Genomic DNA, 21,752 nt, shown 5'->3' with positions numbered 1-21,752 from the left:
ACATGGAGGTCGACAAAGATGTACACACAATATTGGCAGGTTGGGCTGGATATTCAAATGGAGGCCATACGCGCCCTGGCGGTTGTCAGGCGTCGCCATGGCTGGCAATTGCGCTACTGGTGGCATCACTCCTTACCAGCAGGCTCGTTGCGCGACGGTATTTTACAACAGCCGGATATCGTTAGCGACAAACTAAAATTATTGCGCAAGCAATTACCGAGACATATTTCATTACGTATTGCACTGCCCGCCCAGCGGATATTGCAACATGCCATGGCTGTACCAGACCGGCGTCTGCGTGAACCGGAACGCGCAGGGTATATTAATGCGGCGGCTTGCCGGGCATTCCCGCTAAGCAGTCAGGAGTTGGCGCTGGATTATCGCACTACCCTCCGATCCGACAGTGAACTACTGATTACTGCGGCCCGTCAGTCAGAAATAGAGCAATGGCAAAACTGCTTACATCAGGCTGGCTTGCCATCACATATCATTGATATCACGCCCTGCGCTTTGCGCTATATGGCGGCAGCGGCAGGGTTATCCGGGCCATATTGGCTGATTCATCGCCTGGCGAATGAGTGGCTGTGGGTCTCTTCCAGCGAGATGCCGTTTGAGTTTGGCGTGGTAGCTATTGACGCGGATGATGATGTGCCGGAAGGCCACTACTCTAATGCAACAGAATCACGTTCGGCATTGGTGGCACAGCTTCAGACTCGTTATCCCGAACTGGGTACGGCCCAGATGAGGGTCTACTACAGCAGCACGATGGATGAGCCGCCGCCTGAAAACAGCACCCACTGGTCACCTTTCGCGGCATTTACCCAGTATCAACCGCCACTTCCCTCTTTACCTGCCGCCTACATTCTGGCCGGAGGGCTGGCACTGCGCCCAGCGGACTACTGATGTATCAGGTTAACTTTTCATTGTGGCGCACTGAACACCTGCTCGCCCGCTACCGTTTTTGGCGTAATGCGGGCTTGTGCCAGTGTTCACTGTTGGTCATTACACTGGTGATCGCGTTGATACAATCCCATGGGGTACAGACCCGCCAGCAAGGCAGTTTGCTTGAGCTAACACAGCAACAGGGGGCATTAAGCCAGCATTATCAAGAGGTGCAACACGCCATGGCGCAGTTGCAGCAAACAGAGCAGCGCGTTCAGATTTACCGTCAGGCGCATCAATCTGCCCGTCGATACACCACATTATTGCAGCAGCTATCACAGCAAATTCCAGATAGCTGTTGGTTGATAAGCTTAATGCCACAAGGCGACAGGCTGCTCTTCGAGGTGATTAGCCAGGAATATGCCGCAATTAACCACTTTTTAGTGCAGTTAGGTCGTCAATCTCTCCTCGCGAATGTGCAGTTACAAAAAATTGCTCAGCAGGATGACGGTAATTTTCGTTTTGCGGTTTGGGCTGATTGGCAAAGTGGGGAGGCGAATCATGAATAAGTCATTACAACGCTGGTTGGATAGGCCGGGCTGGCAGCTCTGCTTATGGCAATGGGGTGTTCTGGGGCTACTTGGCGCCGCGACTTATGGCATCTTATTGCGCCCTGCATGGCAACAACAGCATCTCAGCGAAAATAAAATTATTCAGCATCAACAGCAAGTTGAGTATCAACAGTCACTCTTGGCGACATTGCCCGAACTCTCACTCATTCGCCAGCAAATCGCGGCAGTGAGTTCTGAGGAAGCCGTCTGGCGGCAAAATAGTAGCTCTATGGCCCATTTGGTCGGTGAATTGATTGCGCCCTTTGGCGGGCAGGTCATTCATTGGCAGCGGCAATCGGAACCGGCAGCCGCGGCTGAGCTGGATACAGTGGCGCATCAACAGTGGCACGCAACTTTGCGGGTCAATTTCTATGGGCTGCTTCACTTATTGCGCCAATTATCTGAAATCTCAGTGCCGATACAAACTCAACTGGTTGAAATCAAAAGTGATAAAGCGGTACTGATGGTGAAAATAGTCCTGAAAGAGTACCGCGCGGAGGGCATCAATGAGTAATCGCAGCAAAGGGGTGATAGTGGGGCTACTGATAACGGTAGCACTGGCCCCTGCCGTGTATGCCGAACCCTTATTGACCACGGCGACGCGTAACCCTTTTCAAAAAGTATCGGCAGAGTCTTGTGGCAGTGACCGAGAACGGCTAGCCAGTTGGCAGTTTCAGGGCATGGTGAGTGGCGCAGATTACCACTCCGCTTGGGGGCGGTGGCCCGACGCTAGCGGGCAAAAGTTGGTAGTGGGGCAACAACTGCTGCCCAATTGGCAGGTTACCGATATTAGCGCACAACAGGTGACTCTACAGCATATTAACCTAGATAAGAGGTGCGGAGGGTTCTCAGCACCGATGGTGCTATTGATGCGCTGAGTTAACTATTTTTCTGATGGATGATAGCCAGAATTAAAAGGAATTGAACTGATGGATATGACTAAAGCCAAAATTAAAACAGCAGCTTGGCTAACCCGTACATTCAGTCTCGTGTGGGGGCGGAGACTGATGCTGCTGAGCTTATTGTTCACGAACACCGCATTGCTCGGCGCAAAAGGGGGGCCGCCCGTCACACTGGCGTTTCAGGATGCCCCAGTCTCCGTGGTGTTACAGGCGCTGGCTGATTATCAGCAATTGAATTTGGTGGTTGCGGCAGGGGTCAGTGGCAATATTAGCCTCCGACTGGTTGATGTCCCGTGGGAGCAGGCACTCACTATCATTTTGCGCATGGGGCACCTGAAAGTAGAACGCGAAGGGGCGGTGATGATGGTGTTCACCGAACAGGATATAGAGGAGAGGCAACAGCGCACCAAACAAAAAACGGAGCCAGACTCTCTGAGTAATCTGACACTGGCTTTGCAACACGCTGATGCCGAACAAGTTGCGGATAGTTTGGATGAGAGTGAACTACTCTCTCCACTAGGCAGTGTGATGGTGGATAAACGCACCAATACATTACTCATTCGCGATACTCCCGCATCATTGGCAGTATTAAAAGGCTGGTTGGCTGAGATGGATCTCCCCTTACAGCAAGTCCAGCTCGCGGCACATATCGTGACCATGAGCCGCGAAAACTTGCAGGAGCTGGGTGTGCGCTGGGGCATGGGTGAGTCGCAGCACGCCACGTCGCTGAGAGTGAATGATTTCAATGTCAATTTACCGCTGGCTAACAGTGTTGTTAACGCAGGATTTAATGTCGCTCGTATTGGCGGGCGACTGCTGGAGCTTGAGTTGAGTGCATTAGAGCAAGAGAATCAGGTCGATATTATTGCCAGCCCACGTCTGGTGGCCTCTCATCTGCAAACCGCCAGCATCAAGCAAGGTTCTGACATCCCTTATGCTGTCGCGCGCGGGGATAAAGGTGCGGTTTCTATCGAATTTAAAGAGGCGGTATTAGGAATGGAGGTCACACCTAAAATACTGCGCAATGGCAAAATTACTCTAAACTTGAAAATTAGTCAGAATATGCCCGGCATGACAATTAAACGTGGCGATACTGAAGCTCTGCTAATAGATAAGCAGGAAATAAAAACCCAAATAACAGTAAATGATGGTGAAACCATTGTGCTGGGGGGCATTTTCCAACAAAAAAACAATCAGGCAGTGAATAAAGTCCCCATCCTGGCCGATATTCCCTGGTTGGGGGCGCTGTTTAAACAAGACACCAAGCAACAAAGTCGGCGAGAGCTGGTGATTTTCATCACGCCAAGGTTGATCAGTGCTTGAGCTCTAAAGGTACTGTTTTATGAAAACAGGTCAATCTTGGTGACTTTCTACAACTTTTTGTGTGATAGAAGGCTTCTAAATTTGACGCTGCGTCAGATTTAGCTTACAAGGGTTACCGAATTGAGCGCCGAGGTTTTTAATAACGTTGATACGCCGATAAAAACGTATGGTTTCCCTCCCACGACGTGTACAACGATTTATTCGGTTGCCAAACTACCAGAAGTGCTGAGATAATTTTCCGTCTGATCTCGCACTATCGCTCATGAGGTTTCAGTTTAGGTCCCGCCGCTAATTTGATTGGCGGGGCGGGTTATCATTAACGAATAGTCTTAGTAATACCAAAAACATGGCAGAGAAACGCAATATCTTTCTGGTTGGGCCTATGGGTGCCGGCAAAAGCACTATTGGTCGTCAGTTAGCTCAGCAACTCAATATGGAGTTTTTCGACTCCGATCAAGAAATTGAGCGACGTACCGGAGCTGACGTGGGCTGGGTATTCGACGTGGAAGGCGAAGAAGGTTTCCGCGATCGCGAAGAAAAAGTTATTAATGAACTGACGGAAAAGCAAGGCATTGTTCTGGCAACCGGTGGTGGCTCTGTTAAATCCAGAGAAACCCGTAACCGTTTGTCAGCCCGTGGCGTTGTGGTGTACTTGGAAACCACGATCGAAAAGCAGCTAGCTCGTACACAGCGCGACAAAAAACGTCCGTTGTTGCAGGTTGATTCGCCTCCGCGTGAAGTGTTAGAAGCACTGGCAAGAGAACGCAATCCGTTGTACGAAGAAATTGCAGATGTCACCATCCGCACTGACGATCAAAGCGCGAAAGTTGTTGCTAACCAGATTATCAACATGCTGGAAAGTAACTGATTTTAGCATTTTACTAATGCCCACGGGCGTAAGTTAAGAAGGTTACTGAGCGCGACATGGAGAAGATTACTGTCACGTTAGGGGAGCGTAGCTACCCCATTACGATCGCTGCTGGATTGTTCAATGATCCGGCCTCTTTTAAGCCGCTAAAGGCGGGTGACCAGGTCATGCTGGTAACCAACCAAACGCTGGCTCCACTCTATCTGGACTCGCTCCGGGCAGTGTTGGAGCAAAGTGGCATTAAAGTTGATCAGGTGATTTTACCTGATGGTGAGCAGTATAAATCTCTGAGCGTTTTGGAGCAGGTATTCTCTGCCCTTCTGGAAAAACCGCACGGTCGTGATACTACGCTTGTCGCCTTAGGTGGCGGTGTAGTAGGCGACCTGACCGGTTTTGCCGCAGCTTGCTATCAACGTGGTGTTCGCTTCATTCAAGTCCCTACGACCTTACTTTCTCAAGTGGACTCTTCTGTCGGTGGCAAAACCGCAGTGAACCATCCATTGGGCAAGAACATGATTGGTGCTTTCTACCAGCCCGCATCGGTGGTGGTTGACCTTAATTGCCTTAAAACTCTCCCTCCACGTGAACTTGCTTCCGGGCTGGCTGAAGTTATCAAATACGGCATTATTCTTGATGCTGCTTTCTTTGATTGGTTAGAAGAGAACATCGACGCATTACTCGCACTGGATATGTCAGCGTTAGCTTACTGCATCCGCCGTTGTTGCGAATTAAAAGCCGATGTTGTTGCAGCCGATGAACGCGAAGAGAGCGGGATGCGCGCTTTACTCAATTTGGGTCATACTTATGGTCATGCCATAGAGGCTGAAATGGGGTATGGCGTCTGGCTACACGGAGAAGCAGTTGCTGCCGGTATGATGATGGCGGCACATACCTCCCGTCGATTGGGCCAACTCTCAGCGAGTGATGTTGAGCGTATCAAAAAACTAATTTTACGTGCTGGTCTGCCTGTCTGCGGGCCGCAGGAAATGACACCTGAATCCTATCTGCCGCACATGATGCGCGATAAAAAAGTGCTGGCAGGCGAGCTTCGTCTGGTGCTGCCAACCGCTATCGGTCAGTCAGAAATCCGTAGTGGTATTGCACACGACATGGTGTTGGCGTCGATCGCTGATTGCCAGCAATAGGAAATGGCATAAGTACGAGATGCATAAATTCTATCTTCATAAGATCTATGCTCATAAGCCCTATGATGTTGTATCATAAGAACATCATATTTCTTTGCTGCGGGCGATTTAGCCTGTTTGCAGTCAGTAAACTCAATCAGCCGGACTGCAGTGATAAATGCGGTAGGCTTTTGCCTCTAGTTGGAGGGTTTAGATGGATGATTTAAAGCCGGAAGACGATCTGAAACCAGATAGCAGTGACCGTCGTCCCACACGCGCTCGTAAGTCCTCAACGGGGCCGAAGCTGGCTGTTTCACGCCAACACATGATGATTGGTATCGGCATTTTAGTGCTGCTATTGATCATTATTGCCATCGGTTCAGCCCTGAAAGCGCCGACAGAGCATGAAGCATCTCAACAGAATCCCAATGTTGATGCTGCGAGAAATATTAATCTGTCTGATTCATCTTCACTCACCAGTGGTAATAACGCGCAACCAGGTGTGGCGAACAATGCCAGCGATGGTCATGATGCCAACGGCGTGCAGAGTGCGGCTCAACCACAAGATATCACTGTTCCGCCGATTTCGCCGACCCCAACTGAAGCCGCAGCACAGCCTTCAGCGAACAGCCCGACTCAGCGTGTCGAGTTACCGGGAAATATGTCTGATGCACTTTCTCAGACTCAAGGGCAGGTCGATACACTGTCTCAGAATATGAATGATGGTCAGACATCAACTTTACCGACAGCACCGGCCACGGTTTCTGGCTCGAAAGGGGCGAAAGCACCAGTGACGGGTGATTCCACTACCCATCCATTACAGAAACCCGGCACGGTAGCGACTAAACATCCATCTACAAATCCGCTATCCACCAATCAGCCGTCGAGCAGCCATAAAAAGCCGACCACGGCGGTCTCTCCGGCAGCATCTGCGGTGGCCGCTAAACCTGGTTCGGTGAGTGGCAGTAGTAGTGCTTTGAAAAATGCGCCAGGCAGTCACTTCACGTTACAGCTGAGCAGTGCATCTCGCTCAGACACGTTGAATGCTTATGCCAAGCAGCAAAAATTAACTGACTATCATGTCTATGAAACTAAACGTGATGGTAAGCCTTGGTACATTTTAGTAAGTGGTAACTATGCCTCTTCTGCTGACGCAAAAAGGGCAATCACCACACTACCAGCCGATGTTCAGGCGAAAAAACCGTGGGTTAAACCTGTGCAGCAAGTACAGCAAGACCTTAAAAAATAAATCATTCTTATTTGTGCGCTGATGTGCTGTTTGAAACAGAGTACAATCTGCGGCTCTGAATTATTAAGTAGCTAACTGACGGCATGAAGAAAAACCGCGCTTTTTTAAAATGGGCTGGTGGGAAATATCCGCTGGTTGATGACATTCGACGCCATCTTCCAGCGGGAGACTGCTTGATAGAGCCATTCGTCGGTGCGGGTTCGGTGTTTCTTAACACTGAGTATGAGTCTTACATACTGGCCGATATCAACAGTGATCTTATCAACCTCTACAATATCGTGAAGGAACGCACTGATGACTTTGTGCGTGACGCTCGCATTTTATTCACGGGCGATTTCAATAATTCCGATAGTTTTTACCTTCTACGTCAAGAGTTTAACTCCAGTAGCGACACCTATCGCCGGGCATTATTGTTTCTCTATTTGAATCGCCATTGTTATAACGGTCTGTGCCGTTATAATTTGAGCGGTGAATTCAATGTGCCATTTGGTCGTTACAAAAAACCTTATTTCCCGGAAGCGGAGCTGTATTGGTTTGCTGAAAAATCGCAACATGCTGTTTTTGTTTGTGAGCACTATCAGGAAACTTTATTAAAAGCCGTGCAAGGGGCCGTGGTTTACTGCGATCCTCCGTATGCGCCGCTCTCTGCAACCGCCAATTTTACGGCATATCACACCAACAATTTTGGCATTGCGGATCAACAGAATTTGGCGCGTCTGGCTTACCAGCTTTCGGCTGAAAGCCAGATTCCGGTTCTGATCTCTAACCACGATACAGAACTGACGCGCGACTGGTATCATCAGGCGTCACTGCATGTGGTGAAAGCGCGCCGTACTATCAGCCGTAATATCCTGGGCCGTAGTAAAGTGAACGAGCTTTTGGCGCTGTATAGCTGAGCGGAAACGTCCGCTCGGTAAAGATTCAAACCCAGTGGTTTATGAAATAGGCAGCTTGATGTAGATGGTTAAATCTGCAAAATGGATGCTTCATAAAACAAAGAGATACGTTTGGAGAAGCGGATGAAAAAGTTTTTAATTGCCCCATCTATTCTGTCAGCAGATTTTGCCCGCTTGGGTGAGGATACCGCCAAGGTACTCGCGGCTGGCGCTGATATTGTGCACTTTGATGTGATGGACAATCATTACGTTCCTAATCTGACCATCGGCCCGATGGTGTGTCAGGCGCTGCGTGACTATGGCATTACCGCCCCGATTGATGTGCATCTGATGGTGAAACCGGTTGATCGTATCGTGCCGGATTTTGCCAAAGCCGGTGCCACTTATATTTCGTTTCATCCTGAAGCCTCAGAGCATGTCGACCGCACACTGCAACTCATCAAAGAGAGTGGTTGCAAGGCGGGTCTGGTGTTCAACCCGGCCACGCCACTTAGTTACCTTGATTATGTGATGGATAAGCTAGATGTCATTTTATTGATGTCGGTGAACCCCGGTTTCGGTGGTCAGTCATTCATCCCCGAGACACTGAACAAGCTGCGGCAGGTACGTAAGCTTATCGATGACAGCGGTTATGACATTCGGCTGGAAGTGGATGGCGGGGTGAAAGTCGATAATATTCGCCAGATAGCCGCTGCGGGTGCGGATATGTTTGTGGCCGGCTCGGCTATCTTCAGCCAACCGGATTATGCCGCGGTTATCGATGCGATGCGCAGCGAACTGGCGATGTCCGCCCATGACTAAATTTGGTGCTATCCGTGGTGTGGCTTTCGATCTGGATGGCACATTAGTCGATAGCGCGCCGGGGCTTGCCAGCGCAATTGATATGGCGTTGGCTCATCAAGGCTTGCCTGCGGCGGGTCAAGGTCGGGTGTCTACCTGGATTGGTAACGGTGCTGATGTTCTCGTCGAACGCGCGTTGCGTTGGGCCGGTCACGCGCCTGATGCTCAGGCGGTTGCCCATACCCGCGAGCTGTTTGACCACTATTATGCCAAAACCGTTGAGCAGGGCAGTCAGCTATTCCCGCAGGTTAAAGCGACCTTGGAACAGTTGGCGGTCAGTGGCTTACCTATGGGGCTGATTACCAATAAACCCACACCGTTTGTTGCGCCCTTGCTGGCATCACTGGGCATTGCTGATTATTTCTCGGTCATTATTGGCGGTGATGATGTGGTGGCGAAAAAGCCTCATCCCGCGCCGCTCTATTTGCTGTTGGCTAAACTCGGCCTACATGCTCGCGAAATGCTGTTTGTCGGCGATTCGCGCAATGACATTATGGCCGCACAGGCCGCCGGTTGCCCCAGTATTGGGTTGACCTATGGATATAACTACGGTGAAGCTATTGCCACCAGTCACCCCGACTGTGTGATGGATCACTTTGCCGATCTGTTGCCCGCCATCGGGCTACCCTCTTTAAAAGATCAGGAAGTATAGAATGAGTCACCCCACTGAATTAGGTCAACCTGTTGTGTCCAATAAACCTATCGTATTTAGCGGCGCGCAACCGTCCGGTGAATTGACCATTGGCAATTACATGGGTGCGCTGCGTCAGTGGGTACAGATGCAAGATGATTATGATTGCATCTATTGCATTGTTGACCTACATGCTATCACCGCGCGTCAAGACCCCGCGCTGTTAAGAAAGAGAACACTGGACACACTGGCGCTCTATCTGGCTTGCGGCATCGATCCGCAGAAGAGCACCATTTTCGTTCAGTCCCATGTGCCAGAGCACTCCCAACTGAGCTGGGCGCTGAACTGTTACACCTATTTTGGCGAACTGAGTCGTATGACCCAGTTCAAAGACAAGTCAGCCCGCTATGCCGAAAACATTAATGCTGGCTTGTTTGATTACCCGGTGTTGATGGCGGCAGATATCTTGCTGTATCAGACCAATCAGGTGCCGGTGGGGGAAGACCAGAAACAGCATTTGGAGTTGAGCCGCGATATCGCGAACCGCTTTAACAATCTGTATGGCGATATCTTCAAAATTCCAGAGCCGTTTATCCCTAAAGCGGGTGCGCGGGTGATGTCGTTGCAGGACCCAACCAAAAAGATGTCCAAATCTGATGACAACCGCAACAATGTCATTGAGTTGCTGGAAGATCCTAAATCGGTAGTGAAAAAGATTAAGCGCGCGATGACCGACTCTGATGAGCCAGCAGTGATCCGCTATGACACCGAAAAGAAAGCCGGTGTGTCTAACTTGCTGGATATTCTCTCTGGCGTGACAGGTAAGTCAGTTCCTGAGCTGGAAGCGCAGTTTGAAGGCCAAATGTACGGCCATTTGAAAGGCGCTGTTGCCGAGGCAGTTTCTGGCATGTTGAGTGAGCTACAGGCCCGTTATCACACTTATCGTGAAGATGAGGCTTTCTTGCAGGAAGTGATGCGTGAAGGGGCTGCCAAGGCCCGCGCCCGCGCCCAAGAGACACTGGCGAAAGTCTACCAAGCCATTGGTTTTGTTGCACATCCGTAAGTAAATCAGTAAGCAACCCGAAGGGGGAGAGATCTCCCTCAGACTGCCGACAAAGTCAAATAAAGGGGAAACGTGCCGTTGGGGCCGTAACGGCGTAAGCCGTCGGAGCGCCCCTAGGTGCGGTCAACCTTTTACTCACTAAGTTATAAGTCGCTTTGTCATTAACCTCAGGGGAGCTCTCCCCCTTCTGAGTCAACTCAGCTTAACCCACTCTTTCAACCTGCTCCTTTGCCGCGACTTTGTCGTGCTCGGCGCTGGAAAACCAATTCAGTTTTTCACGTAAGCTGACCACGCTGCCGACAATAATCAGGCTAGGGCTGCTGACCTGCTGGGAAAGTAGCGCCAACTGGCTCAGTTCGCCGCTGACCACTCGCTGATGTCGCGAGGTGCCATTCTCCACTAGTGCCACTGGCGTCATGGCCGGCATACCGTGTCGAATTAGCTGCTGCTGGATCTCTCCGGCCTGCGATAACCCCATATAAAACACCAGTGTTTGCTTCTCAGCCGCCAGATTGGCCCAATCCAGCTGGCCCTCTTTTTTGGCATGACCGGTAATCAGCCGCACACTCTGCGCATGATCACGATGGGTCAGGGGAATGCCACTGTAGGCAGAACAGCCCGAGGCGGCAGTAATCCCAGGCACCACCGAGAAAGGAATGCCATATTCCGCTAAGGTTTCCAGCTCCTCGCCACCACGGCCAAAAATAAACGGGTCGCCGCCTTTCAAACGCACCACCCGCTTGCCAAGCTGTGCTTGCTGCAACAAGATTTGATTGATTTGATCCTGTGGCACACTGTGATGGCCCGACTGTTTGCCGACAAAAATCCGCTCGGCATCACGCCGCACCAGATTCATGACCTCATCGGAGACTAAGCGGTCATACACCACCACATCAGCTTGCTGAATCTGCTGCAAACCTTTTAAGGTCAGCAAACCCGCATCACCCGGCCCGGCACCCACCAATACCACTTCACCGCGATCAGAGAGCGGTGCATTGAACAACTGCTCAATGTGCTGCTCGACTTGTACCTGATCGTCATTCGCCAGTGATTGCGCCAAACGATCGTGGGTTAGCAGTTTTTCCCAAAAACGACGGCGATCGGGCATGGCGGCAAAATGTTGCTTCACCCGTTGGCGCAAATGACCCGCCAACTGTGCCAACTGCCCTAAATGCAGTGGCAGCATCGCCTCGAGCTTTTCCCGCAACAGCCGTGCCAGCACGGGTGCTTTACCGCCAGAAGAGATAGCAATCATGATGGGTGAGCGGTCAATGATTGATGGCATGATAAAGCTGGTGCGCTTGGGATCATCCACCACATTGCAGAACACCCGCTGTTGGTTGGCGCTTTGATAGACCAAAGCATTCACCGCCACCTGATCAGTTGCCGCAATCACTAGCCACTGCTCTGCCAGCAGCTCTGGAGCAAACTCGCCGCTGACTAAGGTGAGCTGCTCCTGCTCGGCCCACAGGTGAAACTGTGGCGTAAATTCGCAGGCGTTGACGGTGATAGCAGCACCCGCATCCAGCAGCAGCCGAGCTTTGCGTTCGGCCACTTCACCGCCACCGACCAGCAGGCAGGCTTTGTTTTGCAGTTGGCAGAAAATCGGGAAGTAGTCCATCGGCAATCCTTCAGATTAAGGTGGTGGGGTGATAAAACCCGCCTTTGCCGGCGGGGGAGAACAGTAAAAAGTTACTCTTTTACCGCGTGTGGCGCGCTAACGGGCACAGACTGTGGGCGCTGCTCTCGTGGTGTGGCATACCAGTAGCCGAGGCCCATAAAAACGGCACCCGACAGGGTATTCCCCAGCGTGACCCACAACAGGTTGTGACCAATGCCGCTGAGGGTATAGGCCTCGCTGTGATGACCAAACCATGACAGCGCGAACAGGGTCATATTGGCCACTGAGTGCTCGTAGCCAGAAGCAATAAAGGCCAGCAAACACCACCAGATAGCGATAAATTTCGCCGCGCCTTCTACGCGGATTGCCATCCAGATCGCCAGACAAACCAGCCAGTTACATAATACACCTTTGAAGAATAAGGTCATAGCGGGCGCCGAGGTTTTTGCCAGCGCGGCGGTGTGTATCAGGCTGGTATCCACGGTGAACAAGCTGCCGCCGCCGTAGTAATAGAGCAGGGCCACAAACACCGAACCCAGCAGATTCCCCAACCAGGTTTGCGGCAATACTGCCCACATTTGGCTGGATTTGATGGTGCCCGCTTTCACGCCGAAGGTCAGGAACATGGTGTGGCCGGTGAACAGCTCAGAACCGGCGATAATCACCAGGGTCAGTGCCAGGCCAAAGGTGGCTCCCATCACCAGCGGACGGTAAGCCGGGTCGATCAGGTTTCCTAAGGTGAAAATCAGAATAATGCCAAGGCCAACATAGGCACCGGCCATGGCAGAACCAATCCAAAAGCCTAGCGGGCTATCCTTGGCCAGTTTGACGATTCGCGCCGCGTTAGCCGCGCATTTGTTGATGGTGTCACTATACATTTTTAATCCCAATCCCCTCGGTATTGACGCCGCAGCGCTGTTAGCAGCAACGCCAATCACTTTGGGGATGATTGAGTGTTATTTTGTAGGTATCCGGTGCTGGCCAGTTAACCCGTTATTTATCACGCTTTGATTTGCACCATGCCGTCGCGGACTCGCACGTCATAGTGGGCAACCGAGCGGGTTTCATCTTCCAGACAGAGGCCATCATGCAGGCGAAAGTGCTGTTTTTTCAGCGGGCTGGCGACCCACAGATCACCTTGATGCTCAGCAATCAATCCGCGCGACAGCACACTGGCCTGAGCGAAAGGATCAATATTGCTGATGGCGAAAACCTGCTCGTCAGTGTAGGGGCGGAAAACCGCAATGTGCTGCTCGCCGATCAGCCCACACACGCCGCTGCCGGGCAAAATATCGTCTAACAGGCAGAGTGGAATCCACTGGCTCATAGGTTCTCCTCCAGTTCAAGCAGCCGCACTGGGATGCGCTCATCCGGGCGGGCCGGACGATGTTGTTCACGTTCAGCCACCACTTGCACGTTCGGGTCGCGCATCGGGCTATTAATAAAGTGGGCAAAGCGAACTTGTGCCGCTGGATCCTCGACGGTAGCTTTCCATTCGCAGGTCACTTTGTCGCGCAGGCGGGCAATATCGGCTTCCAACTGATCGTTGATGCCCAGTTTGTCGTCGAGGATAACCGCCCGCAGGTAGCTAATGCCGCCCTCCAGGCTCTCCAACCACACCGAAGTGCGTTGCAGCTTATCGGCGGTGCGGATGTAGAACATCATAAAGCGGTCGAGGTAGCGCATCAGGGTCTCTTCATCCAGATCCGCCGCCAGTAAGTCCGCGTGACGTGGCTTCATGCCGCCGTTACCGCAGACATACAGGTTCCAGCCGTTTTCGGTGGCGATAATCCCCACGTCTTTGCCCTGTGCTTCGGAACACTCGCGGGTACAGCCGGAGACGCCGAACTTCATTTTGTGTGGTGTGCGGATGCCTTTGAAGCGGTGCTCCAGTGCGACACCAAAACCGACGCTGTCACCCACACCAAAGCGGCACCAGGTGCTGCCGACGCAGGTTTTTGCCATGCGCAGTGCTTTGGCATAGGCATGGCCGGTCTCAAAGCCCGCTTCAATCAGTTGCGCCCAGATAGCGGGCAGGTCATCTTTTTGCGCGCCAAACATCCCCACGCGCTGTGAGCCGGTCAGTTTGGTGTACAGATTATACTCTTTGGCGATGCGGCCAATTGCGAGTAGGCCATCCGGCGTGATCTCCCCACCCGGTGAGCGCGGGATGACTGAGTAAGTGCCGTCTTTCTGGATATTGCCGAGGAAGTTGTCATTGGTGTCCTGCAACGGCGTATGTTGCGGTGCCAATACATAGTCATTCCAGCAGGAGGCCAGCAGTGAGCCGACTGTCGGTTTACAGACTTCACAGCCGTAGCCTTTACCATATTTTTCCCGCAGGGCATCGAAGGATTTAATCCCTTCAACCCGGATCAGGTGATACAGCTCTTGGCGCGAATAGGCGAAGTGCTCACACAAATGATGATTCACTTCAATGCCTTGCTTGCTGAGTTCGGCATTCAGCACTTGGGTGACCAGCGGAATACAGCCGCCGCAGCCAGTGCCGGCTTTAGTGGCGGATTTCAGTGCGGCGACGGTATGGCAGCCCTGACCGATGGCCTGAATAATGTCGCCTTTGGTGACATCAAAACAGGAGCAGATCTGCGCGCTATCTGGCAGTGAATCTACCCCCATGGCCGGTTTACTGCCGGCGTGAGCCGGGAGGATCAGGCTGTCGGGGTTATCTGGCAGCGCGATATTGTTTAGCGCCAGTTGCAGCAGGTTGCCGTAATCGCTGGTATCCCCCACCAAGACGGCGCCGAGCAGGGTTTTGTTGTCGGCGCTGACCACCAGACGCTTATAAATTTCTTTACTTTCATCCAGATAAACGTAGCTGCGCGCCCCTTCAGTGCGGCCATGGGCATCACCAATCCCGCCCACATCGACACCCAGCAACTTCAGCTTGGCGCTCATGTCGGCACCTTTAAAGGCATTTTCGCGGCCTAACAGGTGATCGGCGGTGACCTGCGCCATTTTGTAACCCGGTGCAACCAGCCCGAAGGTCCGCTCTTGCCACGAGGCACACTCACCAATGGCGTAGACATCCGGGTCGGATGTCTGGCAATAATCATTGATAGCAATACCACCACGGCGTGCTGTGGCTAAACCGCATTGATGCGCCAGTTTGTCTTGTGGGCGAATACCGGTGGAGAAGACAATAAAATCGACTTCCAGCTGCGATCCATCAGCAAACTGCATGGTTTTGCGGCCGTTTTGGCCTGAATGAATAATTTCCTGCGTATTTTTGCCGGTATGGACTCTGACGCCCATGCGCTCAATTTTCTGGCGTAGCTGGTCACCACCCATAGGGTCAAGCTGCTCGGCCATTAATACGGGTGCAAATTCAATCACATGGGTTTCAACGCCGAGGCTTTTCAAAGCCCCTGCGGCTTCCAGCCCGAGCAGCCCACCACCAATAACTGCCCCACGTTTGCTGCGGCGGGTACAGGCCTCGATAGCATTTAGGTCTTCAATGGTGCGATACACAAAGCAATCCTGCCCTTCGCTACCTTTGATTGGCGGGATCCACGGATAGGAGCCGGTCGCCATAATCAGCTTGTCATAATAGAGGGTACGGCCGCTGTTGGAGTGAATCACTTTCTCGGTGCGGTTGATGGTAATGGCGCGTTCGCCAACCAGCACTTTGACGCCGTGTTTTTCATAAAAGCCTTCACGAACTAATGACAGCTCTTCGGCAGTATGGTGGGAGAAGTAAGAGGAGAGATGTACCCGGTCATAAGCGATGCGAGGCTCTTCGCAAAATACGGTTATCTCAAATTGGTCTTTATCGGCTTTATCCAGTAAGTCTTCGATAAAGCGGTGGCCGACCATGCCGTTGCCGATGATGGCAAGTTTGACTTTGCTCATTTTTGCCTCAATTTTTAATTTTCTACGCTTACCTTAATCTTCCCAACATGGCACTTCTTGATGTAAATCAATTAGCGTTTCATATACCTCTAAGGTGGTAGATGGATGATTTTTAACGTTTTTTGATAAGTTGCGGATTTCATTCATCTTTAGCTGAAAGGTTTCAGTTCTGGCTGTTTTTTTGATCTAACGATAAATCCGCCGATAAAAAGAAAATCGGGCGGGTGACTGCTGATCGGATAAGCTAACAACAGATCATGCCGAAAGTGGCAAAGGGGTCATGGAGGTATCAATGTCAGCGCAATCCGCAACAAATCATTTACTGGCGAGCATCAACAATGTGCGCTTGGTCGGGCAAACGGGGCTTTGGCAGCTTAAGGTCGCGGAGGGCAAAATCAGTGCAATTTCGCCGCAGCCGGATCAACTACCAACAGGCGCGGGTGTGCTGGATGCGCAGGGTGGTTTGGCACTGCCCCCCTTTGTCGAGCCGCATATTCATCTGGATACCACTCAAACAGCGGGGCAACCGAGCTGGAATCAATCAGGCACCCTGTTTGAGGGGATAGAGCGCTGGGCTGAGCGCAAAGCGCTGTTGACGCGCGAGGATGTTAAGCAGCGGGCATGGCAGACGCTGAAATGGCAAATCGCCAATGGTATTCAGCATGTGCGCACCCATGTGGATGTCTCTGATCCCAGCCTGACGGCGCTGAGCGCCATGTTGGAGGTGAAAGAGGAGGTCAGTCCGTGGGTGGAGATGCAGATTGTGGCGTTTCCACAAGAGGGTATTCTCTCCTATCCCGATGGCGCGGCGCTGTTGGAAGAGGCGCTGCGACTAGGCGCGGATGTGGTCGGGGCGATCCCGCATTTTGAATTTACCCGCGAATATGGCGTCGAATCGCTACATATTGCCTTTGCACTGGCGCAGAAATATCAGCGGCTGGTGGATGTGCATTGTGATGAGATTGATGATGAGCAGTCGCGTTTTGTCGAAACAGTGGCGGCCTTGGCGCACCGTGAAAACATGGGGGCGCGGGTGACCGCCAGTCACACCACGGCGATGCACTCCTATAATGGCGCTTATGCCTCGCGGCTATTTCGCCTGCTGAAAATGTCCGGCATTCACTTCGTCGCCAACCCCTTGGTGAATATTCACCTGCAAGGGCGCTTTGACACCTATCCGAAGCGGCGCGGCATTACGCGGGTCAAGGAGATGCTGGCGGCCGATATTAATGTCTGCTTCGGTCATGATGATGTGTTTGACCCGTGGTATCCGCTGGGCACCGCCAATATGTTGCAAGTGCTGCATATGGGGCTGCATATTTGTCAGCTGATGGGATACGGCCAAATCAATGATGGGCTGAATCTGATCACCCACAACAGCGCCCGAACATTGAATTTATCGGATTATGGTTTGCAGTTAGGTAATAGCGCCAATCTGATTATTCTGCCCGCCGAAAGTGGTTTTGATGCGGTGCGGCGACAAGTGCCGGTGCGCTACTCCATTCGTCATGGGGTGGTGATCGCCAGCACGCAGCCCGCCGAGAGTCGGATCTATTTGGGCCACGAAGAGGTGGTGAACTTTAAGTAGGGGGCTGCCCTGCTACCGCAATGGCGGCAGGGCAGTTGATTCAGCTAAACCATCAATCAGTGTGTTGCATGGCCGTGGCTGCGGTGTTTGGTGAAGAAGCCCAGAATCAGGCACATCACGAATACCGCCAGATAGAGGCCGTTGGCTGTTGTCAGCGCGGCATGAACACCACTGTTCGCGACAATGGGGCCTGTGACGACGAAGGTCAGCATAGTCCCGACAGTACCGCAGGTCAGAATGAAGTTCACCAGTTTGGGTGAAGAGACTTTGGTTTGCAGCGAGCCGAGGGTAATCAGTGTGGTGTAGATGGCACTGGAGACAAAGCCTAATGCCAGAATGTAGTAGCTCAGATAGGCCGGATTATCAGTGCTGACAAACAGATACATCGCCAGTGTTGCCAGCGCAGCCAGCACAGTCACGATGCGTTGCAGGTCAAAGAAGCGCAGGATGAAGCTGAACACCCACATCCCAATCATATATGAGATCCAGAAGTTACTGACCAGTTGGCCCGCTTGGCTGATATCCATATTGAAGGTCTTGGTGGCATATTCCGGCACCCACTGGATGAAACCGAGTTGACCAAGGATGTAGCACAGTGCGGCAATCGCCAGGAAGAGCACACCAATGCCCCACTTCTCTTTCGCCACGGGCTTGTTTTCATCGCTGGCCTTATGGCCCAGAACCGGGAACTCAGACATTAATGTCAGCACGAAAATCCCCACATACAGCAGGCCGATGCAGGCATAAACCCAGTACCACTCAATATGGCGTGCCAGCAGCATTGCCGCCGCTACCGGGAAAATCATCCCCGCCATACTGAAGAATGAGTCGGTAAACAGCAGGCGGGAGCCACGCTGACGCCCTTCATACATATGGGTTATCAGGAAAGTACCGATCGACATGGTGATCCCGCTCACGACCCCAAGGATAAACATGCTGATTGAGAAGAGCATCAGATTATGGCCCACCATCAATCCGGCAATCGCTACCAACATCAGAATAAAGCCAAATACCAACTGACGTTTTAATGGAATGATCTCCATCAACCAGGCATTGAGGAAAATGGAGATCAGAATACCCGCATTAAGGAAAGTAAATGTGTTACTCATACTGGCAATAGGCAGATTGAAATACTCCGCGATATTCCCCATCACCATCCCGGTGACAATAACTAACGCGCCGGTCAGAGCGTAAGAAAAGTAACTGATCCAAGTGAGTCGAAGGCGATTGCTGTTATTCATAGAGGGGCCTGTGTCAGCATAGAGTTAATACGACCATAGTTAATACAACCATAGTAAGAACGTTAATAAAAAGGGTTCAAACCAATTCACTACTCAGGCGGCGGATCCTAGCACAGGCATAGTGGGTTTTTGTGACTTACATCCAACTTTTAATGCAATGAGTGAAATGGAATGGAGAATAATAGTGAGGCGTCACATATTCCGGCTCGGAGAAAATGAGAAATACCCTTAATTTAATGAGAATTAACACTGCATTAAGATAGGTTCAGATATGATTCTTTCTGCGGCCTTGACAGGTCAGGGCTAATAAAAACTGTTCATAAAACAGAGAGTAATCAATCGTATTCTATTGGTTGTTATTGAGATAAAGGAACTATCGTGATGAACAGTGGGATTCCTGCTGTAGTGCTATTGGTGCTCCGGTGCCATTAGGTCAAATTCTTTATCGCAGCAGGCACTACTCAGCCTGGCTGGGAATAGCCGCGATCCTGATGCTATTTATCGCACCGGTGGTTTCAGTCTCACTGGCGCTTTCTTACGATCAAAGCAAACCCGCCATAACAGTGGCTGATGGCGCGATGGAGATGGCGAGTCACCACCGCAGTGGGCCAGATGACTCACCAGAGGCCCATCACGGCGCTAAAACAGCTACTACAACTACTTCCGATGAGCACGGGAATCGTCATGACGGCATGATGATGAACCATGCCGCCTGTGGATATTGTGTATTACTGACCCATCTGCCGTTGCTCAACACGGCTTTCAAAGCAGATATCCGCTCTGCATTACTGCGGATTGAGTTATCTCCGCCGCTATTTGTTTATACGCAACTCATCAAAGAGCGCTATTACGAGAGTCAACCACGCGCGCCGCCTACTTTTTATTCCTGATCACTCAATAAAAAATCAAAACCACTTATTTACTGTGGATTATCTGGTGTGAACTCTCTGGTATGAGAAATATCCACCGGACTCATTTCTATTGTCCAAGGAATCATTATGTCTGGTAAGAATAACGGCGGTAAAAAAACATTATTAGCGTGCGCAGTCACTTCCGCACTCTCGGTATTGACCTTAAATGCTATGGCAGCGGATCATCAGGTGGCCGCAGATCACGCGACCAACCACGTCACCGATAATCGCGGCGATAAACAAACCAATGACGCCGAGGTGATTACGGTCACCGCCCCCCAGCATTCGCCGCTCACCATCGTCACCTCGCCTAAAACACCACGCCAGCCAGTACCGGCCAGTGATGGTGCGGACTACCTAAAAACTATCCCCGGTTTTTCGCAAATCCGTAATGGCGGCACCAATGGCGATGTGGTTTTCCGTGGCATGTTTGGCTCGCGCATCAAAATTCTGACTGATGGTGCCGAAACACTGGGCACCTGCCCGTCGCGGATGGATGCGCCCACCTCCTATATCTCACCGGAGAGCTTTGACTTGTTGAGGGTAGTGAAGGGGCCGCAATCGGTGTTATGGGGGCCGGGTGCCTCCGCTGGCACCATTTTGTTTGAGCGCGAGCAGCCCCATTTTGATCAAGCGGGCGTCCAGGGCGATGCCAGCTTGCTGGTGGGTTCCAACGGGCGCTGGGATAAAAATCTCAATGCGAGTTTGGGCAACGAGCAAGGCTATCTGCGCATGATGGGGAATCAGTCGCAAGCGGGTAATTATAAGGATGGCGACGGCACCCGGGTGCCATCGAAGTGGGATAAATGGAATGCGGATGTCGCGCTGGGCTGGACGCCAGATGCCGACACTTTGCTTGAGCTGACGGCCGGTAAAGGCGATGGTGAGGCGAGCTATGCTGGGCGCGGTATGGACGGCTCGCAATTTTTGCGCGAAAGCTTGGGAGCGCGTTTCGAGAAAAGCAATATTGGTGAAGTGCTGGATAAGATTGAAGCTAAGGTTTACTACAACTACGTCAACCACATTATGGATAACCATAGCTTACGCACCCCGCCGATGATGGCGATGACCAGTAATCTAGACCGTCGCACCATTGGCGGTCGCGTCATGGGAACCTGGTTGTGGGAGGATCTGAAACTAGAAGCCGGTAGTGACATGCAAACCAATACCCATCGCAAGAACAGACAAAATACGTGGAACAAAAATGCCAGCTTCGCAAACTATGGCCTGTTCGGCGAACTGACGTGGACGATGAGTGAGCAGGATAAACTGATTACCGGCACTCGTTTAGACCATCATCAGGTCACCAATTATACCCGCGCCGATGAGCCTACCCGCTCCGCCACGCTACCGGCGGGTTTCATGCGTTTTGAGCACAATCTGGCTGATGCCCCAGTGATGTGGTATGCCGGTGTGGGCCATACCGAGCGTTTTCCTGACTTCTGGGAGCTATTCTCCCCGACGTTCGGGCCAACAGGGTCGAGCAGTGCTTTTGAGGGGGTAAAAAGTGAAAAAACTACCCAGCTTGATATCGGTGCGCAATACAGCGGCAAGCAGCTAAATGGTTGGGTCTCTGCTTATCTGGGTCGGGTGAATGATTTTATTTTGTTCAAGTATGATCCCAAAAATCTACGTATTAGTCAGGCGGATAATATCAACGCAACCATCATGGGCGGTGAGATGGGCGCAGGCTATGCCTTCAACGACCACTGGAAAGCGGATGCCAGTCTGGCCTATGCGTGGGGCGAAAACAGCAGTAATAATCGCCCACTGCCACAAATCCCCCCTCTTGAAGCACGACTGGGGCTAACCTATGAAACTGGCAACTGGAGTAGCACCGCACTCTGGCGGCTAGTCAGCAGTCAGCATCGGGTGGCGATTAATGAAGGGAATGTGGTGGGTAAAGATTTCGCCGACAGCGCGGGCTTTGGTGTGCTCTCAGCCAATGTGGCCTACAAAATCACGCCGCAAGTGAAGGTTAGCGGGGGCATCGATAATCTGCTAAATAAAACCTACAGCGAGCATCTCAATCTGGCCGGTAACAGCGGATTTGGTTATTCCGTCAATACGCCAGTGAATGAGCCGGGTAGGACACTGTGGGCTAAGTTAAATGTGACTTTCTAAGGGCTTAT

The 21,752-nt window shown here is 51.7% G+C and carries 20 protein-coding genes; 15 read left to right on the top strand and 5 right to left on the bottom strand.

Annotation, left to right across the window (positions count from 1 at the left end; translation table 11 throughout):
• Positions 1-18: 18 nt before the first annotated feature.
• The 12 genes from pilM (at position 19) to trpS (ending at position 10,389) form a co-directional block, all read left to right on the top strand.
• The gene (pilM, locus tag HRK25_RS05310; RefSeq protein ID WP_005271689.1) at positions 19-903 is read left to right on the top strand and encodes a type IV pilus biogenesis protein PilM; all 885 of its coding nucleotides are present in this window, start codon (positions 19-21) and stop codon (positions 901-903) included.
• Positions 903-1,451, top strand: coding sequence for a PilN domain-containing protein (locus HRK25_RS05305; RefSeq protein WP_032896757.1), 549 nt, complete (start codon positions 903-905; stop codon positions 1,449-1,451). The genes pilM and HRK25_RS05305 overlap by 1 nt, the downstream gene beginning before the upstream one ends.
• Positions 1,444-2,007: a hypothetical protein gene (locus HRK25_RS05300; RefSeq protein WP_032896759.1), complete on the top strand. Its 564-nt coding sequence runs from the start codon at positions 1,444-1,446 to the stop codon at positions 2,005-2,007. The genes HRK25_RS05305 and HRK25_RS05300 overlap by 8 nt, the downstream gene beginning before the upstream one ends.
• Positions 2,000-2,371, top strand: a complete 372-nt coding sequence (locus HRK25_RS05295) for a pilus assembly protein PilP (protein WP_050413673.1) — start codon at positions 2,000-2,002, stop codon at positions 2,369-2,371. The genes HRK25_RS05300 and HRK25_RS05295 overlap by 8 nt, the downstream gene beginning before the upstream one ends.
• Before the next feature lie 129 nt (positions 2,372-2,500).
• Complete coding sequence (hofQ, locus tag HRK25_RS05290; protein ID WP_005271695.1) at positions 2,501-3,718, top strand: DNA uptake porin HofQ; 1,218 nt, start codon at positions 2,501-2,503, stop codon at positions 3,716-3,718.
• Between the two features lie 346 nt (positions 3,719-4,064).
• A complete protein-coding gene (gene aroK / locus HRK25_RS05285; protein ID WP_005271698.1) occupies positions 4,065-4,586 on the top strand; it encodes a shikimate kinase AroK in 522 nt (173 codons plus the stop codon).
• A gap of 56 nt (positions 4,587-4,642) precedes the next feature.
• Positions 4,643-5,731, top strand: coding sequence for a 3-dehydroquinate synthase (gene aroB / locus HRK25_RS05280; RefSeq protein WP_005271700.1), 1,089 nt, complete (start codon positions 4,643-4,645; stop codon positions 5,729-5,731).
• A 193-nt stretch (positions 5,732-5,924) separates the two neighbouring features.
• Complete coding sequence (locus HRK25_RS05275) at positions 5,925-6,959, top strand: SPOR domain-containing protein (protein WP_032896762.1); 1,035 nt, start codon at positions 5,925-5,927, stop codon at positions 6,957-6,959.
• Positions 6,960-7,042: 83 nt separating this feature from the next.
• The gene (gene dam / locus HRK25_RS05270) at positions 7,043-7,855 is read left to right on the top strand and encodes an adenine-specific DNA-methyltransferase (RefSeq protein ID WP_005271703.1); all 813 of its coding nucleotides are present in this window, start codon (positions 7,043-7,045) and stop codon (positions 7,853-7,855) included.
• Between the two features lie 123 nt (positions 7,856-7,978).
• A complete protein-coding gene (rpe, locus tag HRK25_RS05265) occupies positions 7,979-8,656 on the top strand; it encodes a ribulose-phosphate 3-epimerase (RefSeq protein WP_005271705.1) in 678 nt (225 codons plus the stop codon).
• The gene (locus HRK25_RS05260) at positions 8,649-9,347 is read left to right on the top strand and encodes a phosphoglycolate phosphatase (RefSeq protein WP_032896764.1); all 699 of its coding nucleotides are present in this window, start codon (positions 8,649-8,651) and stop codon (positions 9,345-9,347) included. The genes rpe and HRK25_RS05260 overlap by 8 nt, the downstream gene beginning before the upstream one ends.
• A 1-nt stretch (position 9,348) precedes the next feature.
• On the top strand, positions 9,349-10,389 hold the full coding sequence (gene trpS, locus HRK25_RS05255) for a tryptophan--tRNA ligase (protein WP_032896767.1): 1,041 nt from the start codon (positions 9,349-9,351) through the stop codon (positions 10,387-10,389).
• Positions 10,390-10,591: 202 nt separating this feature from the next.
• On the opposite strand, the gene cysG is transcribed toward trpS, so the two are convergent.
• The 4 genes from cysG to nirB form a co-directional block, all read right to left on the bottom strand.
• Positions 10,592-12,010, bottom strand: a complete 1,419-nt coding sequence (cysG, locus tag HRK25_RS05250; protein WP_005271715.1) for a siroheme synthase CysG — start codon at positions 12,008-12,010, stop codon at positions 10,592-10,594.
• 71 nt (positions 12,011-12,081) lie between these two features.
• Positions 12,082-12,888: a nitrite transporter NirC gene (nirC, locus tag HRK25_RS05245; RefSeq protein WP_032896769.1), complete on the bottom strand. Its 807-nt coding sequence runs from the start codon at positions 12,886-12,888 to the stop codon at positions 12,082-12,084.
• Between the two features lie 122 nt (positions 12,889-13,010).
• Complete coding sequence (gene nirD / locus HRK25_RS05240; protein ID WP_032896771.1) at positions 13,011-13,337, bottom strand: nitrite reductase small subunit NirD; 327 nt, start codon at positions 13,335-13,337, stop codon at positions 13,011-13,013.
• Entirely contained in the window at positions 13,334-15,880 is a 2,547-nt protein-coding gene (gene nirB / locus HRK25_RS05235; protein WP_005271722.1) for a nitrite reductase large subunit NirB, read from the bottom strand. Before nirB ends, nirD begins: the two co-directional genes overlap by 4 nt.
• A 280-nt stretch (positions 15,881-16,160) precedes the next feature.
• Here nirB and HRK25_RS05230 point away from each other — a divergent pair, with 280 nt between their 5' ends.
• On the top strand, positions 16,161-17,468 hold the full coding sequence (locus tag HRK25_RS05230; protein WP_072083794.1) for a cytosine deaminase: 1,308 nt from the start codon (positions 16,161-16,163) through the stop codon (positions 17,466-17,468).
• 56 nt (positions 17,469-17,524) lie between these two features.
• Here the strand turns inward: HRK25_RS05230 and tsgA are convergent, their stop codons facing one another.
• On the bottom strand, positions 17,525-18,709 hold the full coding sequence (tsgA, locus tag HRK25_RS05225; RefSeq protein ID WP_005271727.1) for an MFS transporter TsgA: 1,185 nt from the start codon (positions 18,707-18,709) through the stop codon (positions 17,525-17,527).
• Positions 18,710-19,131: 422 nt separating this feature from the next.
• On the opposite strand from tsgA, the gene HRK25_RS05220 reads away from it, so the two are divergent.
• The gene (locus HRK25_RS05220; protein ID WP_005271728.1) at positions 19,132-19,599 is read left to right on the top strand and encodes a DUF2946 domain-containing protein; all 468 of its coding nucleotides are present in this window, start codon (positions 19,132-19,134) and stop codon (positions 19,597-19,599) included.
• 105 nt (positions 19,600-19,704) lie between these two features.
• Positions 19,705-21,744, top strand: coding sequence for a TonB-dependent copper receptor (locus HRK25_RS05215; RefSeq protein WP_099460570.1), 2,040 nt, complete (start codon positions 19,705-19,707; stop codon positions 21,742-21,744).
• Positions 21,745-21,752 lie beyond the last annotated feature (8 nt).

This window comes from Yersinia bercovieri ATCC 43970 (assembly GCF_013282745.1).
GTDB classification, from domain to species: domain Bacteria; phylum Pseudomonadota; class Gammaproteobacteria; order Enterobacterales; family Enterobacteriaceae; genus Yersinia; species Yersinia bercovieri.
This window is presented reverse-complemented; position numbering and strand designations above follow the sequence as displayed.

Excerpts from the sequence above, each read along its gene's own strand:
- pilM (WP_005271689.1), top strand. The coding sequence starts at position 19 with ATGTACACACAATATTGGCAGGTTGGGCTGGATATTCAAATGGAGGCC.
- HRK25_RS05305 (WP_032896757.1), top strand. The coding sequence starts at position 903 with ATGTATCAGGTTAACTTTTCATTGTGGCGCACTGAACACCTGCTCGCC.
- HRK25_RS05300 (WP_032896759.1), top strand. The coding sequence starts at position 1,444 with ATGAATAAGTCATTACAACGCTGGTTGGATAGGCCGGGCTGGCAGCTC.
- HRK25_RS05295 (WP_050413673.1), top strand. The coding sequence starts at position 2,000 with ATGAGTAATCGCAGCAAAGGGGTGATAGTGGGGCTACTGATAACGGTA.
- hofQ (WP_005271695.1), top strand. The coding sequence starts at position 2,501 with ATGCTGCTGAGCTTATTGTTCACGAACACCGCATTGCTCGGCGCAAAA.
- aroK (WP_005271698.1), top strand. The coding sequence starts at position 4,065 with ATGGCAGAGAAACGCAATATCTTTCTGGTTGGGCCTATGGGTGCCGGC.
- aroB (WP_005271700.1), top strand. The coding sequence starts at position 4,643 with ATGGAGAAGATTACTGTCACGTTAGGGGAGCGTAGCTACCCCATTACG.
- HRK25_RS05275 (WP_032896762.1), top strand. The coding sequence starts at position 5,925 with ATGGATGATTTAAAGCCGGAAGACGATCTGAAACCAGATAGCAGTGAC.
- dam (WP_005271703.1), top strand. The coding sequence starts at position 7,043 with ATGAAGAAAAACCGCGCTTTTTTAAAATGGGCTGGTGGGAAATATCCG.
- rpe (WP_005271705.1), top strand. The coding sequence starts at position 7,979 with ATGAAAAAGTTTTTAATTGCCCCATCTATTCTGTCAGCAGATTTTGCC.
- HRK25_RS05260 (WP_032896764.1), top strand. The coding sequence starts at position 8,649 with ATGACTAAATTTGGTGCTATCCGTGGTGTGGCTTTCGATCTGGATGGC.
- trpS (WP_032896767.1), top strand. The coding sequence starts at position 9,349 with ATGAGTCACCCCACTGAATTAGGTCAACCTGTTGTGTCCAATAAACCT.
- cysG (WP_005271715.1), bottom strand. The coding sequence starts at position 12,010 with ATGGACTACTTCCCGATTTTCTGCCAACTGCAAAACAAAGCCTGCCTG.
- nirC (WP_032896769.1), bottom strand. The coding sequence starts at position 12,888 with ATGTATAGTGACACCATCAACAAATGCGCGGCTAACGCGGCGCGAATC.
- nirD (WP_032896771.1), bottom strand. The coding sequence starts at position 13,337 with ATGAGCCAGTGGATTCCACTCTGCCTGTTAGACGATATTTTGCCCGGC.
- nirB (WP_005271722.1), bottom strand. The coding sequence starts at position 15,880 with ATGAGCAAAGTCAAACTTGCCATCATCGGCAACGGCATGGTCGGCCAC.
- HRK25_RS05230 (WP_072083794.1), top strand. The coding sequence starts at position 16,161 with ATGGAGGTATCAATGTCAGCGCAATCCGCAACAAATCATTTACTGGCG.
- tsgA (WP_005271727.1), bottom strand. The coding sequence starts at position 18,709 with ATGAATAACAGCAATCGCCTTCGACTCACTTGGATCAGTTACTTTTCT.